Origin of the sequence: Nonomuraea fuscirosea (genome assembly GCF_003001935.1) — a bacterium.
In the GTDB taxonomy this organism is placed as follows: domain Bacteria; phylum Actinomycetota; class Actinomycetes; order Streptosporangiales; family Streptosporangiaceae; genus Nonomuraea; species Nonomuraea fuscirosea.
In genome coordinates this window covers 175,936-190,737 of sequence record NZ_PVNG01000015.1, presented here as the reverse complement: position 1 = coordinate 190,737, position 14,802 = coordinate 175,936, and the positions used below count along the sequence as shown (strand labels likewise).

Sequence of the window (14,802 nt, the reverse complement as noted above, 5' to 3'; positions counted from 1 at the left end):
CTTATCTGATGAACAGGCTGCTGGCAGCGTCGTTGGCGACACCGAGCACGGACTCCGGGTAGAGGCCCACTCCTACGGTAACCAGCAACGAAACGGCGATGACCGCCACGGTCCCCATACTGGGGGCCGCGACGGCGGGGCCGTCCGCCGCCGGCTCGTTGAAGAACATCAGCACGATCACGCGGACGTAGAAGAACGCCGCGATCGCGCTGGCCACTACGCCGACGACGACCAGGCCGGCCATCCAGCCGCCCATGGAGTCGCCGGGCTGGGTCCCGCTGTTGAGCGCCGCGGCGAAGACGGCGTACTTGCCGAAGAAGCCGCTGGTCAGCGGGATGCCGGCGAAGGCCAGCAGGAAGAAGGCGAACACCCCGGAAAGGACGGGCGCGCGCTTGCCGAGCCCGGCCCAGCGCGACAGGTGCCCGGCCTCGCCGCCGGGATCGCGCACGAGCGTCAGCACCGCGAACGCGCCGACCGTGGTGATGCCGTAGACCGCCAGGTAGAACAGGATCGCCTTGAGCGAAACCGCGTTCTGCTCGGCGCTCCCGTACGTGGCCAGCACGCCGACCAGCAGGAAGCCGGCGTGCGCGATGGACGAGTAGGCCAGCATCCGCTTGATCTCGGTCTGGGTGATCGCCAGGATCGAGCCGACGACCATCGTGAGCGCCGCGACGCCCCAGATGACCGGCCGCCAGTTCCAGTCGAGGTTCCCCAGACCCACCCAGAACACCCTCAGCACGGCCCCGAAGGCCGCAACGAGCGTGCCGGAGGCCATGAGGGCGGTGATGGGGGTCGGGGCGCCCTGGTAGACGTCAGGCTTCCAGGCCTGGAACGGCGCCGCGCCGATCTTGAACAGCAGGCCCACGCCGAGCATGGCGAAGCCGATCAGCAGCAGCGGGTCGAGCGTGTTGCCCGCGGCCATGGCCTGGTTGATGCCCGGCAGCGAGACGGTGCCCGCGAAGCCGTAGATCATCGCGGTGCCGTACAGGAAGAAGGCCGAGGAGAACGCGCCCAGCAGGAAGTACTTCATCGACGCCTCCTGCGACAGGAGGCGGCGCCTGCGGGCCAGGCCGCACAGCAGGTACAGCGGCAGCGACATGACCTCAAGGGCGACGAACATCATCAGCAGGTCGTGCGCGGCCGGGAAGAGCAGCATGCCGCCGACCGCGAACAGGACCAGCGGGTAGACCTCGGTGTGGCCGGTGCCGTTGTCGTGGGCCTCGGCCTCCTCCTCGTCGGAGCTGCCCGGCACGGACGCGGCGGAGGCCACGAAGTGCCCCTCGTCGTTGATCAGCAGCACGCAGACGAACGACAGGATGAGGATGACGCCCCAAATGAACAGCGAGGGGCCGTCGACCGCCACCGCTCCCATGGCGGACGGCGTGGTGGAGACCTGACCGCGCAGTGTCTGCACCAGGACCAGCGCGAACGCGCCGGCCAGGCTCAGCAGCGTGAGCGGCACGTGGAAGGACTTGCGCAGGTAGCGCGGCGCGAACGCCTCGATGAGGACGCCGATGCAGGCCGCGCCGAAGACGACCAGCAACGGCGCCAGAGTGCCGTACTCGATCGTCGGCGCTTGGATGACGTCGTTCACTGACCCGTCCCCTTCTCAGCGATGGTGGAGGTGGGCACCTTCACGTTGGTCAGCGTCTGTTGCACTGACGGGTTGATCACGTCGAGCAGCGGCTTGGGGAAGAAGCCGAAGCCGATGATGAGGGCGACCAGCGGGGCCAGCACCCAGATCTCGCGGGCGTTGAGGTCCTTGAACGCCTTGACCGGCTCGGCCGTCGGCCCGTTCATCGTGCGCTGGATCATCCACAGGATGTAGACGGCCGCCAGGATCACCGCGACCGCGGAGACGATCGCGGCCACGGACAGCGCGCCCGAGCCGTGAGCCTGGCTGGAGTACGAGCCGATCATGACCATGAACTCGCTGACGAAGGACGACAGGCCCGGCAGTGAAAGACCGGCCAGACCGGCGACCAGGAAGAACCCGGCCAGCACCGGAGCGACCTTCTGCACGCCTCCGTAGTCCCCGAGGAACGGCGAGCCGCGCCGCGCGATGAGGAACCCGGCGGCCAGGAACAGCGCGCCGGTGGCGAAGCCGTGGTTGACCATGTAGAGGGCCGCGCCGGACTGGGCGACCGAGGACATGGCGAACACGCCCAGCACGATGAAGCCGAAGTGGGAGATCGACGTGTAGGCGATGAGCCGCTTCATGTCGGTCTGCCCGATGGCGACGATGGCGCCGTAGATGATGCTGATGACCGCCAGCACGACGATCGGCATCGTGAACGCCTTGGCCGCGTCGGGGAAGAGCTCCAGGCAGAAGCGGAGCATCCCGAACGTGCCGACCTTGTCCAGCACGCCGACCAGCAGCACCGCGGCGCCGGCCGGAGCCTGGGCGGCCGCGTCGGGCAGCCAGGTGTGCACCGGCCACAGCGGCGCCTTGATGGCGAAGGCGATGAAGAATCCGGCGAACAGCCACTTCTGCATGGCCGGGTCCTGGATGACCCCGACGAGCTCGGGGAACATGAACGTCTTGCTGCCGGCCACCACGTAGAGCCCGATGACCGCGACCAGCATGAGCAGGCCGCCGAAGAGCGAGTACAGCAGGAACTTGACGGCCGCGTAGGACCGCTGGGCGCCGCCGTACGAGCCGATCATGAAGTACATCGGGATCAGCATGGCTTCGAAGAAGACGTAGAACAGGAAGATGTCGGTCGCCGCGAAGACGCCGATCATCATCGTCTCCAGCACCAGCAGCAGCGAGAAGTACGTCTTCACCGACCGCTTGGGCGTGATCAGCGTGCCGTCGGCGGTCTTGACGCCGTCGGCGTCGTGCCAGGAGGCCAGCACCACGATCGGCACCAGCACGACCGACAGGGCGATCAGCACGAGCGCCACGCCGTCCACGCCGACCCCGAACTTCACGCCGAAGCTCGGGATCCAGTCGTACTCGGCCTTGAACTGGAAGCGCTCGCCGCCCGGATCGAACCCGGCGGCCATGACCCCGGTCAGGACCAGCACCAGCAGCGAGACCAGCAGCGTGACCTGCTTGGCCAGCTTGTCACTGCCCTTGGGAAGCAGGGCCACCACGATGGCGCCCACCACGGGCACCGCCATGAGTATCGGAAGCCAGGGTGACATCAGATGGTCCCAACGAGGAGCAGGGCGCCGGTCAGCAGGGCGGCACCGATCAGGATGGACAGCGCGTACGTTCTGGCGAAGCCCGTCTGGATCCGCCGAAGGCGCCCGGAGCTGCCGCCGATGCCCGCCGCCAGGCCGTTGACCAGCCCGTCGATGCCCCGGTTGTCGAAGAACACCGCGAGGCGGGTCAGCCACTGGCCGGGGCGCATGAAGAGCGACTCGTTGAGCGCGTCACCGTACAGGTCGCGCCGGGCGAACGTGGTGAGGAAGGAGCCGCGCGGCTGCACCGCGGGCACCTCGGCCCGGCCGTACTTCATCCAGGCGATGCCCACGCCGACCGCGACGAGCGCGAGGGTGGCCAGGCCGGGGGTGGTGAACGGGTCGAAGTGCGGGGCGTCGGCCGGGTCTCCGCCCACGGCGGGGCTGAGGAACCGGTACAGCGTCCCGTTCAAAACGAGGTAGGCGCCCAGGCCGAGCGAACCGAGCGAGAGGATCATCAGCGGGATGGTCATCACGAGCGGCGACTCGTGCGGGTGCGCGTCCTCGGCCCAGCGCTTCTGGCCGAAGAAGGTCATGAAGACCATGCGCGACATGTAGAAGCCGGTGATGCCCGCGCCCAGCACGGCCAGCCAGCCCAGGATCGGCTGGTGGTGCACCGCGGTCTCGATGATGCCGTCCTTGGTGAAGTAGCCGGACAGCAGCGGGAAACCGATGATCGCCAGGTAGCCGATGAAGAACGTGACGAACGTGATCGGCATGACCTTGCGCAGGGCGCCGTACTTCCTCATGTCGACCTCGTCGTTCATGCCGTGCATGACCGAGCCGGCGCCGAGGAACATGTCGGCCTTGAAGAAGCCGTGCGTGATCAGGTGGCCGATCGCGAAGGCGTAACCCGCCGGGCCGAGGCCCGCGCCGAGCATCATGTAGCCGATCTGCGACATCGTCGAGCCGGCCAGGCCCTTCTTGATGTCGTCCTTGGCGCAACCGATGATCGCACCGGCGAGCAGCGTGGCCGCGCCGACGATGGTCACGGCGAGCGCCGCCCCCGAGCCCTCGGGGAAGAAGAACGCGCCGGATCGGACCACGAGGTAGACGCCGGCGGTGACCATGGTCGCCGCGTGGATCAGGGCCGAGACCGGGGTCGGGCCCTCCATCGCGTCGAGCAGCCAGGACTGCAGCGGCAGCTGCGCGGACTTGCCGCAGGCCCCGAGGAGCAGCAGCAGGCCGATGGCGAGCATGGCCCCGTTCGTCTGGCCGGCCGTGATCTGCTCACCCAGGTTCTTGAAGGTCAGCGTGCCGAACGTGGTCCAGATGACGAACATGCCGACCAGCAGGCCGAAGTCGCCGACCCGGTTGACCACGAACGCCTTCTTGGCGGCGGTCGCCGCGGACGGCTTGAACTGCCAGAACCCGATCAGCAGGTACGACGCCAGACCGACGCCCTCCCAGCCGATGAACAGCCCCACGTAGTTGTCGGCCAGCACCAGCAGCAGCATCGCGGCCACGAACAGGTTCAGATAGGCGAAGAACCTGCGCCGGTGCTCGTCGTGGGCCATGTAGCCGATCGAGTAGATGTGGATCAGCGAGCCCACACCGGTGATCAGCAGCGCGAAGCTGATCGACAGCGGGTCGATCAGCAGCCCCATCTTGACCATGCCGGGGATGAAGTCGTACAGCTCGACGGCCTTGCGGCGCTGCTCCTCCCCGAACCCGATCAGCTCGAAGAACGCCAGCACCGCCACGACGAACGAGGCGAGGGACATGGCCACGCCCAGCAGATGGCCCCAGCGGTTGGTGAAGCGGCCGAGCGTGAGCAGGATGAGCGCTCCCAGCAACGGGAAGGCGATCATCAGCCAGGCGCTGCCGATCACTCCGCCGGTGTGCTGGGTGATCTCAGCGATATGAGATTCCACCAGTCACCTCTTAGTACTTCAGCAGGTTGGCGTCGTCAACGGACGCGGACCTGCGGGTTCGGAAGATCGTCACGATGATGGCCAGGCCCACCACGACCTCGGCCGCGGCCACCACCATCACGAAGAACGCGATGATCTGGCCTTCCAGGTTGCCGACCTGCCGGGCGAAGGTCACGAAGGCGAGGTTGCAGGCGTTGAGCATCAGCTCCACGCACATGAACACCACGATCGCGTTCCGCCTGATCAGCACGCCCATGGCGCCGATGGCGAACAACAGGCCGGACAGTACGAGGTAGTGAGTCGTCATTTGGTGACCTCGTTGTTTTCCTCGGCGTCGTCCTCGGCCGTCTGCTTGATGGCCTCGGCGAGCTTGGGATCATCGGGCAGGTGCCCGTGCTCGACGTCGTAGCGCGCGATGTAGCGGTTGACCGAGGACTCGGCGACCGACCCGTCGGGCAGGAGCGCCGGCATGTCGATGGCGTTGTTCCTGGCGTAGGTGCCGGGGCCGGGCAGCGGCGAGGGGTGGTCGCCGAGGAAGCGGGCGCGGGACAGGTCCTTCTGCGTCAGCTTCTCGGTGAGCTTCTCGCGGTGCGCCAGCACCATCGCGCCGAGCGCGGCGGTGATCAGCAGCGCCGAGGTGATCTCGAACGCGAACACGTACTTGGTGAAAAGCTGCAGCGCGATCGAGCGGATGTAGCCGCCCTGCTGGGTGGCCGCCGTCAGCCCGACCTCCGGAGCGAAGATCGCGTTGCCGACCGCGGCGACGACCAGCGCCAGGAAGCCGAGGCCGGCGATGATCGCCCAGAAGCGCTGGCCCTTGAGCGTCTCGACGAAGGAGTCGGAGGAGTCGACGCCGACGAGCATCAGCACGAACAGGAACAGCATCATGATCGCGCCGGTGTAGACGATGATCTGCACCGCGGCCAGGAAGGGCGCGTCCTGCACCGCGTACAGGACGGCCAGGCAGAGCATCACGGTGCCGAGCATCAGCGCGGAGTACACGGCCTTGCGGTTGAAGACCATGCCGAGCGCGGCGCCGACGGAGACGACGGCGAGCACCCAGAAAGTGATGGTCTCACCCATTGGTCCGCCCCAGCCGGTAGTAGTCCTCTTCGGTCTCACCGAGCCGCATGGCGTGCGGCGGCTGCTCCATGCCCTGGGTCAACGGGGCGAGGAGCATCTCCTTGGTGTAGATGAGGCTCTCGCGGTCGGTGTCGGCGAGCTCGTACTCGTTCGTCATGGTGAGCGCGCGGGTCGGACACGCCTCGATGCACAGTCCGCACAGGATGCAGCGCAGATAGTTGATCTGGTACGTGCGCCCGTAACGCTCACCCGGCGAGAAGCGCTCCTCGTCGGTGTTGTCCGCGCCCTCCACGAAGATCGCGTCGGCCGGGCACGCCCAGGCGCACAGCTCGCACCCGATGCACTTCTCCAGCCCGTCCGGCCAGCGGTTGAGCTGGTGACGCCCGTGGAAGCGCGGAGCCGTCGGCTTCTTCTCCTCCGGGTAGTTCGTCGTGACGGGCTTTTTGAACATCGTGTGGAAGGTGACCCCGAAGCCCTTGACGGGGTTCAGCCAATCAGTTAGTCCCACTGGGAATCTCCTTGTGCTGCACCCCGTGGTAGTGCGGCAGGTCGAGCGGCGGCACAGGGAAGCCGCCGGCCTCCGGCTCGTTGGACAGTTCCTCGAACTCGGCCTCCACCTGAGCCTTCTTCGCTTCCTTGCGCCGCTGGTTGACGGTGTCGAAGCGCATCCAGATGGCCAGCGCGCAGATCACGATCACCACGCCGAGCCCGATGCCGAGCGTCTTGTTCCCCTCGTTGACCACCACGTTGCGCACGGCGGCCACCAGCAGGATCCAGGCCAGGTTGACCGGGATCAGCACCTTCCAGCCCAGCGACATCAGCTGGTCGTAGCGAACCCGCGGCAGCGAGGCGCGCACCCACACGATGAAGCAGAAGGTCAGCACGAACTTGATGAAGAACCACAGCACCGGCCACCAGCCCTGGTTGGCGCCCTCCCACAACGAGATCGGGAAGGGAGCCCGCCAGCCGCCCAGGAACAGCGTCACGGCGATGCCGGTGGCGGTGAAGGTGTGCAGGTATTCGCCCATCATGATCAGGGCGAACTTCAGCGACGAGGAGTATTCCGTCTGGAAGCCGCCGACCAGCTCGCCCTCGCCCTCGGGCAGGTCGAACGGGATGCGCGCGGCCTCGCCGAACATGCAGACCACGTAGACGAGGAACGACGGGATCAGCAGCACCGCGAACCAGGTCTGCTCCTGCGCCTTGACGATCTCCGAGGTGGACAGCGTCCCGGCGAACAGGAAGATGGCCACGAACGACAGGCCCATCGCGATCTCGTACGAGACCACCTGGGCCGCCGAGCGCAGACCGCCCAGCAGCGCGTACGGCGAGCGCGACGACCAACCGGCCAGCACCACGCCGTAGACCGAGACGGCGCCCATGGCCAGCATGAACAGCACCGCCACCGGCAGGTCGACCAGCTGCAGCGGCGTCTCCACGCCGAACAGGTTCACCATCGGCCCGAACGGCACGATGGAGAAGGCCAGGAACGCCGGCACCACCATGATGATCGGCGCCAGCAGGTAGAGCACCTTGTCCACGGTCCGCGGGAAGAGGTCCTCCTTCAGGCCCATCTTCAGGCCGTCGGCCACGGACTGCAGCAGGCCGAACTTGCCGGCCCGGTTGGGGCCGTAGCGGTTCTGCATCCGCGAGATGAGCTTGCGCTCGAACCAGACGCCGAACAGCACGCTCAGCATCAGGAAGACGAACAGCATCACGGCCTTGATGATGGTGATCCACACCGGATCGTGGCCGAAGTTCTCCAGGGTGGGACTCATGAGGCGCTCCCGATGGTGACGATGTCGCCGGCCACCGCGCGCAGGTCACGGGTGACCGAGCAGCCGCCGGAGTTCGCAGGCACCCAGACGACGCGGTCCGGCAGGTCGGCGACGCGCACCGGCAGCGTCACGGTGTCGCCGACGACGAGCTTGTCGCCGTCCGCGACGCCGAGCTCGGCCGCCGTGCTCACCGAGACCAGGGCCTCGGCGGTGCGGGCGGTGCCCGCGAGGTACGGCTCACCGTCCTGCAGCCGGCCGTCGTCGAGCAGCAGGTGCCAGGTCGCCAGTACGGCCTGGCCCTGCTCGGGCAGCTCCTGGGTGCGGGTCAGGGCGCTCGGCGCGTTGACCCGGCTGCCCCGCCAGTGACCCAGCGCGGACAGCTCGCGCCGGACCGCCTTGGCGTCCGGCAGGCCCAGGTGGACGTCCATCCGGTCGGCCAAATTGGAGATCACGGCGAGGTCGGACTGCAGGCCGGGCACCTTCAGCGGCGCCTCGAACGAGCGGCCCCTGCCCTCCCAGTTGACGAACGTGCCGCCCTTCTCCTGCACAGAGGCGACGGGCAGGACCACGTCGGCGCGGTCGGTGACGGCGCTGGCGCGGATCTCCAGGCTGACGATGAACGGCGTGCGCTCCAGCGCGTCGAGCGCCGCGGCGGGGTCGACCAGGTCGTAGGGGTCGACGCCGGCCACGACCAGCGCGTCCAGCTCTCCGTCCGCGGCGGCGGCGAGGATGCCGGCGGTGTCGCGGCCGGGCGTGGCGGGCAGCGAGGCCACGTTCCACGCCCTGGCGACCTCGGCCCTGGCGCTCTCGTCGTCCACGGGGCGGCCGATCGGCAGCAGGTTGGGCAGTGCGCCGGCCTCGACGGCGCCGCGCTCACCGGCCCGGCGCGGGATCCAGGCGATCCTGGTCCCGTCGGAGGCGGCGGCCAGGCGGACGAGCGCCGACAGCGCGCCGGGCACCGTGGCCAGCCGCTCGCCGGCCAGCACGATCGTGCCCTCGGCCAGCGTGCCGACCAGGTCGCCGATCGCGTCGGCCTCGGCGCCGGGCGCGGTGCGGACGAGCGTGCCGCCCATCTTCACCAGGCCGGGGGTGGCGAACGGCGCGATCGAGGTGACCTTGAGGCCCTTCTTCTGCCACGCCTTGCGCAGGCGCAGGAAGACGATCGGCGACTCCTCCTCGGGCTCGAACCCGACGAGCAGCACGTGCGGAGCGTTCTCCAGGTCGGTGTAGCTGATCTCGATGCCCTTGCCGGCCACCGCGTGCGCCAGGAACTGCGCCTCCTCGGCGGAGTGGGGCCTGGCCCTGAAGTCGACGTCGTTGGTGCCGAGGGCGAGCCGGGCGAACTTGGCGTAGGCGTAGGAGTCCTCGACCGTGACCCGGCCGCCGACCAGCACGCCGGCCTTGCCGCGAGCCCTGGCCAGGCCCTCGGCGGCCACCATCAGCGCCTCCGGCCACGAGGCCGGCACGAGCACGCCGTCCTCGTTGCGCACCAGCGGCGTCTTGAGCCGGTCGGGCTGCGTGGCGTAGGTGAACGCCCAGCGGCCCTTGTCGCAGTTCCACTCCTCGTTCACCTGCGGGTCGTTGCCCGCCAGGCGGCGGGTGACCCGGCCGCGCCGGTGGTCGGTGCGCTGGGCGCAGCCGGAGGCGCAGTGCTCGCACGCGCTCGGCGTGGACACCAGGTCGAACGGGCGGGCCCGGAACCGGTAGGCGGCGCCGGTGAGCGCGCCCACCGGGCAGATCTGCACGGTGTTGCCGGAGAAGTAGGAGTTGAACGGCTTGCCCTCGGCCGTCCGCACCTGCTCCTTGGCCCCGCGCTCGAAGAACTCGATGAGCGGGTCGCCGGCGATCTGGTCGGAGAAGCGGATGCAGCGCGCGCACTGGACGCAGCGCTCGCGGTCGAGCAGCACCTGCGTGGACAGCGGCAGCGGCTTGGGGAAGGTCCGCTTCTGCTCCTGGAAGCGCGACTCGCCCTGGCCGTTCGACATGGCCTGGTTCTGCAGCGGGCACTCGCCGCCCTTGTCGCAGACCGGGCAGTCGAGCGGGTGGTTCATCAGCAGCAGCTCCATCGCCCCGCGCTGCGCCTTCTCGGCGACCGGCGAGGTGAGCTGCGTCTGCACGACCATGCCCTCGGCGACCTCGATCGCGCACGACGGCTGCGGCTTGGGGAAGCCGCGGCCGTTGCCCGCGTCGGGGATGTCGACCAGGCACTGACGGCAGTTGGCCGCCGGGTCGAGCAGCGGGTGGTCGCAGAACCTGGGAATCTGGATGCCCAGCAGCTCGGCGGCCCTGATGATCAGAGTGCCCTTGGGGACACTGACCTGGAACCCGTCGATGGACAGGGTCACCAGGTTCGTTTCGGTCTCTACGACGGTCACTGCTCACCCCAGAGAGTGGACTTCTTCGGGTCGAACGGGCAGCCGCCGATCTCGAAGTGCTTGAGGTACTCCTCGCGGAAGTACTTCACCGAGGAGTGGATCGGGCTCGTGGCGCCGTCGCCCAGCGCGCAGAACGAGCGGCCGAGGATGTTGTCCGCGATGTCGGTGATCGTGGTCAGGTCCTCCTCGGTGCCCTGGCCCTTCTCCAGGCGCTTGAGCACCTGCTTGAGCCAGTACGTGCCCTCGCGGCAGGGCGTGCACTTGCCGCAGGACTCGTGGGCGTAGAACTCGGTCCAGCGCAGCACCGTACGGACCACGCAGGTGGTCTCGTCGAAGATCTGCAGCGCCCGGGTGCCGAGCATCGAGCCCTTGGCCCCGACCGCCTCGAAGTCGAGCGGCACGTCGAGGTGCTCGTCGGTGAAGATCGGGGTGGAGGAGCCGCCCGGGGTCCAGAACTTGATCTGGTGCCCCTCGCGGATGCCGCCGGCCATGTCGAGCAGTTCGCGCAGCGTGATGCCGAGCGGGGCCTCGTACTGGCCGGGCCTGGTGACGTGGCCGCTGAGGGAGAAGATGCCGAAGCCCTTGGACTTCTCGGTGCCCATCCCGGCGAACCAGTCGGCGCCGTTCGCGATGATCGAGGGAACACTCGCGATCGACTCCACGTTGTTCACCACAGTAGGCGAGGCGTAGAGGCCCGCCACGGCCGGGAACGGGGGCTTGAGTCGCGGTTGACCTCTGAAGCCTTCGAGCGAGTCCAGCAGCGCCGTCTCCTCGCCACAGATGTAGGCGCCAGCCCCGCTGTGCACGACGAGCTCCAGGTCGTAGCCGGAGCCGAAGATGTCGCTGCCGAGGAAGCCCTTCTCGTACGCCTCCCGCACGGCCGCGTGCAGCCGCCGGATCACGTGCAGCACCTCGCCGCGCACGTAGATGAAGGCGTGGTTGGCCCGGATCGCGTAGGCCGTGATGATGATGCCCTCGACCAGCGAGTGCGGGTTGGCCATCATCAGCGGGATGTCCTTGCAGGTGCCCGGCTCCGACTCGTCGGCGTTGACGACGAGATAGTGCGGCTTGCCGTCGCCCTGCGGGATGAAGCCCCACTTCATGCCGGTGGGGAAGCCGGCGCCGCCGCGGCCGCGCAGGCCCGAGTCCTTGACGGCCTGGATGACGGCGTCGGGGTCCATGCCCAGCGCCTTCTTCGCCGCCTCGTACGCGCCGTAGACGTCGAGCGTGAACGAGTTGGGCTGGTCCCAGTTGGCCGTCAGGACCGGTGTCAGAGTCGTCGTCATGCTTCCGGGGCCTTCCATCCCTTGGCCTTGGCCACCTTCAGGCCCTCGAGCGAGGGGCCCGCGGCCGAGGGGCCGTCGCCCGCGAGGTCGTCGGGCAGGCCGGCGAGCACGCGGGAGGCGTCCTTGAAGGTGCACAGCTTCTTCGGGCCGCGCGTGGGCCGCACGTCCTTGCCGTCACGCAGGTCGTCGACGAGCTGCTTGGCCGACTCGGGCGTCTGGTTGTCGAAGAACTCCCAGTTGACCATCATGACCGGGGCGAAGTCGCAGGCCGCGTTGCACTCCAGGCGCTCCAGCGAGATCTTCCCGTCGGCGGTGGCCTCCTCGTGGCCGACGCCGACGTGCTCGGTGAGCTCGTCCCAGATCTGGTCGCCGCCCATGACCGCGCACAGCGCGTTGATGCACACGCCGACGTGATAGTCGCCGGCGGGCCTGCGCTTGTACATGGTGTAGAAGGTCGCCACGCCGGTGACCTCGGCCTTGCTGATGCCGAGCATCTCCGCGCAGAACTCCTGGCCGTCGTCGGAGACGTAGCCGTCCTCCGACTGCACGAGGTGGAGCAGCGGCAGCAGGGCGGAGCGGGTCTTGGGGTAGCGTCCGATGATCTCCTTGGCGTCCCGCTCCAGACGCTCACGGATCTCCGGTGAAAATGTCACCGGTCAACACCTCCCATGACGGGGTCGATAGATGCCACCGCGGCGATCACGTCGGCGACCTGGCCGCCCTCCGCCATCGCGGGGAAGCCCTGCAGGTTGCAGAAGGACGGCTCGCGGAAGTGCACGCGGTAGGGCCGGGTGCCCCCGTCGCTGACCACGTGGGCGCCGAGCTCGCCCTTGGGCGACTCGATGGAGGCGTACGCCTGCCCGGCCGGCACCCGGAAGCCCTCGGTCACCAGCTTGAAGTGGTGGATGAGGGCCTCCATCGAGGTGCCCATGATGTGGGCGATGTGGTCGGGCGAGTTGCCGAACCCGTCGGGGCCGAGCGCGAGCTGCGCGGGCCAGCCGATCTTCTTGTCCTCGATCATCACCGGGTCGCCCTTGAGCGGGCCGGCGATGCGGTCGAGCGCCTGCTCGACGATCTTGAGGGACTCCTCCATCTCCTTCATGCGGACGAGGTAGCGCGAGTAGACGTCGCAGCCGCGCTCGGTGGCGACGTCGAACTCGTAGGTCTCGTAACCGCAGTAGGGCTGCGACTTGCGCAGGTCCCACGGGAGGCCGGCGGCGCGCAGGATCGGCCCGGTGATGCCGAGGGCCATGCAGCCGGTCAGGTCGAGGTAGGCCACGTCCTGGGTGCGGCGCACGTAGACGGGGTTCTCGTCGAGGAGCTTGCGGATGTCCTTGATCCGCTTGGGCATCTCCTTGAGGAACTCGCCGACCTTGTCGACCGCGCCCGCGGGCAGGTCGACGCTCACGCCGCCCGGCCTGATGTAGGCGTGGTTCATCCGCAGGCCGGTGATGTACTCGAACAGGTCCATGATCAGCTCACGATCGCGGTACCCGAACAGGAACGGCGTGGTCGCGCCCAGCTCCATGCCGAACGTGCCCATCGCCACCAGGTGCGAGGCGATCCGGTTGAGCTCCATCATCATCACGCGGATGGCCTGGGCCCGGTCGGGGACGCGGTCCTCGATGCCGAGCAGCTTCTCCACGCCGAGACAGTAGGCCGTCTCGTTGAAGATCGGCGAGAGGTAGTCCATCCTGGTCACGAACGTGGTCCCCTGGGTCCACGTCCGGTATTCCATGTTCTTCTCGATGCCGGTGTGCAGGTAGCCGATGACGCCGCGCGCCTCGGTGACCGTCTCGCCGTCGAGCGTCAGGACCAGGCGGAGCACGCCGTGCGTGGACGGGTGCTGCGGGCCCATGTTGACGACCAGGCGCTCCTCATCGGAGTCGCGGACGCCGGTGACGACCTCGTCCCAGTCGGCGCCGGAGACGTTGTAGACCTTGCCTTCCGTCGCCTCGTCATAAGCGGTGCTCATGAATAGCTCCTCCTCTGGTCGGGCGAGGGAACGGTGGCGCCGCGGTATTCGACCGGGATGCCGCCGAGCGGGTAGTCCTTGCGCTGCGGGTGCCCGTCCCAGTCGTCCGGCATCATGATCCGGGTGAGCCCGGGATGACCGTCGAAGACGATCCCGAAGAAGTCGTACGCCTCGCGTTCGTGCCAGTCGTGACCAGGGTAAACGCTCACTGTGGATGGGATGTGCGGGTCGGCGTCGGGTGCGCTCGCCTCGACGCGTACGCGCCGGTTGTGCGTGATCGAGCACAGGTGGATGACCGCGTGCAGTTCCTCGCCCGCCAGATGCGGGTAGTGCACGCCCGAGACGCCCAGCGACAGCTCGAAGCGCAGCGCCGGGTCGTCGCGCAGCTTCTGGCAGACCTCGACCAGGCGCTCACGCTTGACGTGCAGGGTCAGCTCGCCGCGGTCGACGACCACGCGCTCGATCGCGTCGTCGAGCCCGAGGGTGTCGACGAGCTCGTCGAAGTAGCTCCCGTACGGGCGGGGCGTCGACAGCTGCGGCGCCCGGCGCACGACGAGGCCGCCGTAGCCGGAGGTGTCGCCGGTGTCCTGGGCGCCGAACATGCCCCGCCTGGCGACGGGCGGCTCCTGGGCCGCCGGCACCTCGGGGACCTGTGCGTCCGGGACCTCCGGCAGGTTGTCTGGCGAGGTCACTTCGCGCTCCCCTGGTCGATCAGCGGCAGCGTGCGCAGCGCCTGCAGTTCGAGCTCCTCGATCTGCTCGGCTCGGTGCGCGCCGAACTTCATGTTCTGGATCTTGTCGTGCAGCTTCACGATCGCGTCGATGAGCATCTCCGGCCGCGGCGGGCAGCCAGGCAGGTAGATGTCCACGGGCACGACGTGGTCGACGCCCTGCACGATCGCGTAGTTGTTGAACATGCCGCCGCTGGAGGCGCACACGCCCATGGAGATGACCCACTTCGGCTCGGCCATCTGGTCGTAGATCTGCCGCAGGACGGGAGCCATCTTCTGCGACACCCGCCCGGCGACGATCATGAGGTCGGCCTGGCGGGGAGACGCCGAAGCGCGCTCCATACCGAAGCGCGCCAGGTCGTAGTGGGGGCCGCCGGTGGCCATCAGCTCGATGGCGCAACAGGCGAGACCGAACGTGGCCGGCCACACGGAGTTCTTGCGCGCCCAGCCCGCGGCCGCTTCGACCGTGCTGAGGATGAACCCGCTGGGGAGTTTCTCTTCAAGTCCCATTT

The 14,802-nt window shown here is 68.4% G+C and carries 13 protein-coding genes; all 13 read right to left on the bottom strand.

Going from position 1 to position 14,802, the window contains the following annotated elements:
• Position 1: 1 nt before the first annotated feature.
• Complete coding sequence (gene nuoN, locus B0I32_RS32265) at positions 2-1,594, bottom strand: NADH-quinone oxidoreductase subunit NuoN (RefSeq protein WP_106246204.1); 1,593 nt, start codon at positions 1,592-1,594, stop codon at positions 2-4.
• Positions 1,591-3,150: an NADH-quinone oxidoreductase subunit M gene (locus tag B0I32_RS32260; protein WP_106246202.1), complete on the bottom strand. Its 1,560-nt coding sequence runs from the start codon at positions 3,148-3,150 to the stop codon at positions 1,591-1,593. Before B0I32_RS32260 ends, nuoN begins: the two co-directional genes overlap by 4 nt.
• Complete coding sequence (nuoL, locus tag B0I32_RS32255; RefSeq protein ID WP_245956179.1) at positions 3,150-5,000, bottom strand: NADH-quinone oxidoreductase subunit L; 1,851 nt, start codon at positions 4,998-5,000, stop codon at positions 3,150-3,152. The genes B0I32_RS32260 and nuoL overlap by 1 nt, the downstream gene beginning before the upstream one ends.
• Positions 5,001-5,073: 73 nt before the next feature.
• Complete coding sequence (nuoK, locus tag B0I32_RS32250) at positions 5,074-5,370, bottom strand: NADH-quinone oxidoreductase subunit NuoK (protein WP_106246199.1); 297 nt, start codon at positions 5,368-5,370, stop codon at positions 5,074-5,076.
• Positions 5,367-6,146: an NADH-quinone oxidoreductase subunit J gene (locus B0I32_RS32245; protein ID WP_106246197.1), complete on the bottom strand. Its 780-nt coding sequence runs from the start codon at positions 6,144-6,146 to the stop codon at positions 5,367-5,369. The genes nuoK and B0I32_RS32245 overlap by 4 nt, the downstream gene beginning before the upstream one ends.
• Positions 6,139-6,654: an NADH-quinone oxidoreductase subunit NuoI gene (gene nuoI / locus B0I32_RS32240; RefSeq protein WP_106246440.1), complete on the bottom strand. Its 516-nt coding sequence runs from the start codon at positions 6,652-6,654 to the stop codon at positions 6,139-6,141. Before nuoI ends, B0I32_RS32245 begins: the two co-directional genes overlap by 8 nt.
• Complete coding sequence (gene nuoH, locus B0I32_RS32235; protein ID WP_106246196.1) at positions 6,641-7,924, bottom strand: NADH-quinone oxidoreductase subunit NuoH; 1,284 nt, start codon at positions 7,922-7,924, stop codon at positions 6,641-6,643. The genes nuoI and nuoH overlap by 14 nt, the downstream gene beginning before the upstream one ends.
• Positions 7,921-10,299 carry an NADH-quinone oxidoreductase subunit G gene (locus B0I32_RS32230; RefSeq protein ID WP_106246194.1) on the bottom strand — a complete coding sequence of 793 codons (2,379 nt, stop codon included), beginning with the start codon at positions 10,297-10,299 and terminating at the stop codon, positions 7,921-7,923. The genes nuoH and B0I32_RS32230 overlap by 4 nt, the downstream gene beginning before the upstream one ends.
• Entirely contained in the window at positions 10,296-11,585 is a 1,290-nt protein-coding gene (gene nuoF, locus B0I32_RS32225; protein WP_106246193.1) for an NADH-quinone oxidoreductase subunit NuoF, read from the bottom strand. The genes B0I32_RS32230 and nuoF overlap by 4 nt, the downstream gene beginning before the upstream one ends.
• Positions 11,582-12,238 carry an NADH-quinone oxidoreductase subunit NuoE gene (gene nuoE / locus B0I32_RS32220; protein ID WP_106246191.1) on the bottom strand — a complete coding sequence of 219 codons (657 nt, stop codon included), beginning with the start codon at positions 12,236-12,238 and terminating at the stop codon, positions 11,582-11,584. Before nuoE ends, nuoF begins: the two co-directional genes overlap by 4 nt.
• Positions 12,235-13,560 (bottom strand): NADH-quinone oxidoreductase subunit D, encoded by a 1,326-nt coding sequence (locus B0I32_RS32215; protein ID WP_106246189.1) that lies wholly within the window; start codon positions 13,558-13,560, stop codon positions 12,235-12,237. The genes nuoE and B0I32_RS32215 overlap by 4 nt, the downstream gene beginning before the upstream one ends.
• Entirely contained in the window at positions 13,557-14,252 is a 696-nt protein-coding gene (locus B0I32_RS32210; RefSeq protein WP_106246187.1) for an NADH-quinone oxidoreductase subunit C, read from the bottom strand. The genes B0I32_RS32215 and B0I32_RS32210 overlap by 4 nt, the downstream gene beginning before the upstream one ends.
• Positions 14,249-14,800: a NuoB/complex I 20 kDa subunit family protein gene (locus B0I32_RS32205; protein ID WP_106246186.1), complete on the bottom strand. Its 552-nt coding sequence runs from the start codon at positions 14,798-14,800 to the stop codon at positions 14,249-14,251. Before B0I32_RS32205 ends, B0I32_RS32210 begins: the two co-directional genes overlap by 4 nt.
• Positions 14,801-14,802: the final 2 nt, after the last annotated feature.

Bases quoted from the DNA above. Each gene is read 5' to 3' on its own strand.
- B0I32_RS32215 (WP_106246189.1), bottom strand. From the start codon at position 13,560: ATGAGCACCGCTTATGACGAGGCGACGGAAGGCAAGGTCTACAACGTC.
- nuoL (WP_245956179.1), bottom strand. From the start codon at position 5,000: ATGATCGCCTTCCCGTTGCTGGGAGCGCTCATCCTGCTCACGCTCGGC.
- nuoK (WP_106246199.1), bottom strand. From the start codon at position 5,370: ATGACGACTCACTACCTCGTACTGTCCGGCCTGTTGTTCGCCATCGGC.
- nuoH (WP_106246196.1), bottom strand. From the start codon at position 7,924: ATGAGTCCCACCCTGGAGAACTTCGGCCACGATCCGGTGTGGATCACC.
- B0I32_RS32260 (WP_106246202.1), bottom strand. From the start codon at position 3,150: ATGTCACCCTGGCTTCCGATACTCATGGCGGTGCCCGTGGTGGGCGCC.
- nuoF (WP_106246193.1), bottom strand. From the start codon at position 11,585: ATGACGACGACTCTGACACCGGTCCTGACGGCCAACTGGGACCAGCCC.
- B0I32_RS32245 (WP_106246197.1), bottom strand. From the start codon at position 6,146: ATGGGTGAGACCATCACTTTCTGGGTGCTCGCCGTCGTCTCCGTCGGC.
- B0I32_RS32205 (WP_106246186.1), bottom strand. From the start codon at position 14,800: ATGGGACTTGAAGAGAAACTCCCCAGCGGGTTCATCCTCAGCACGGTC.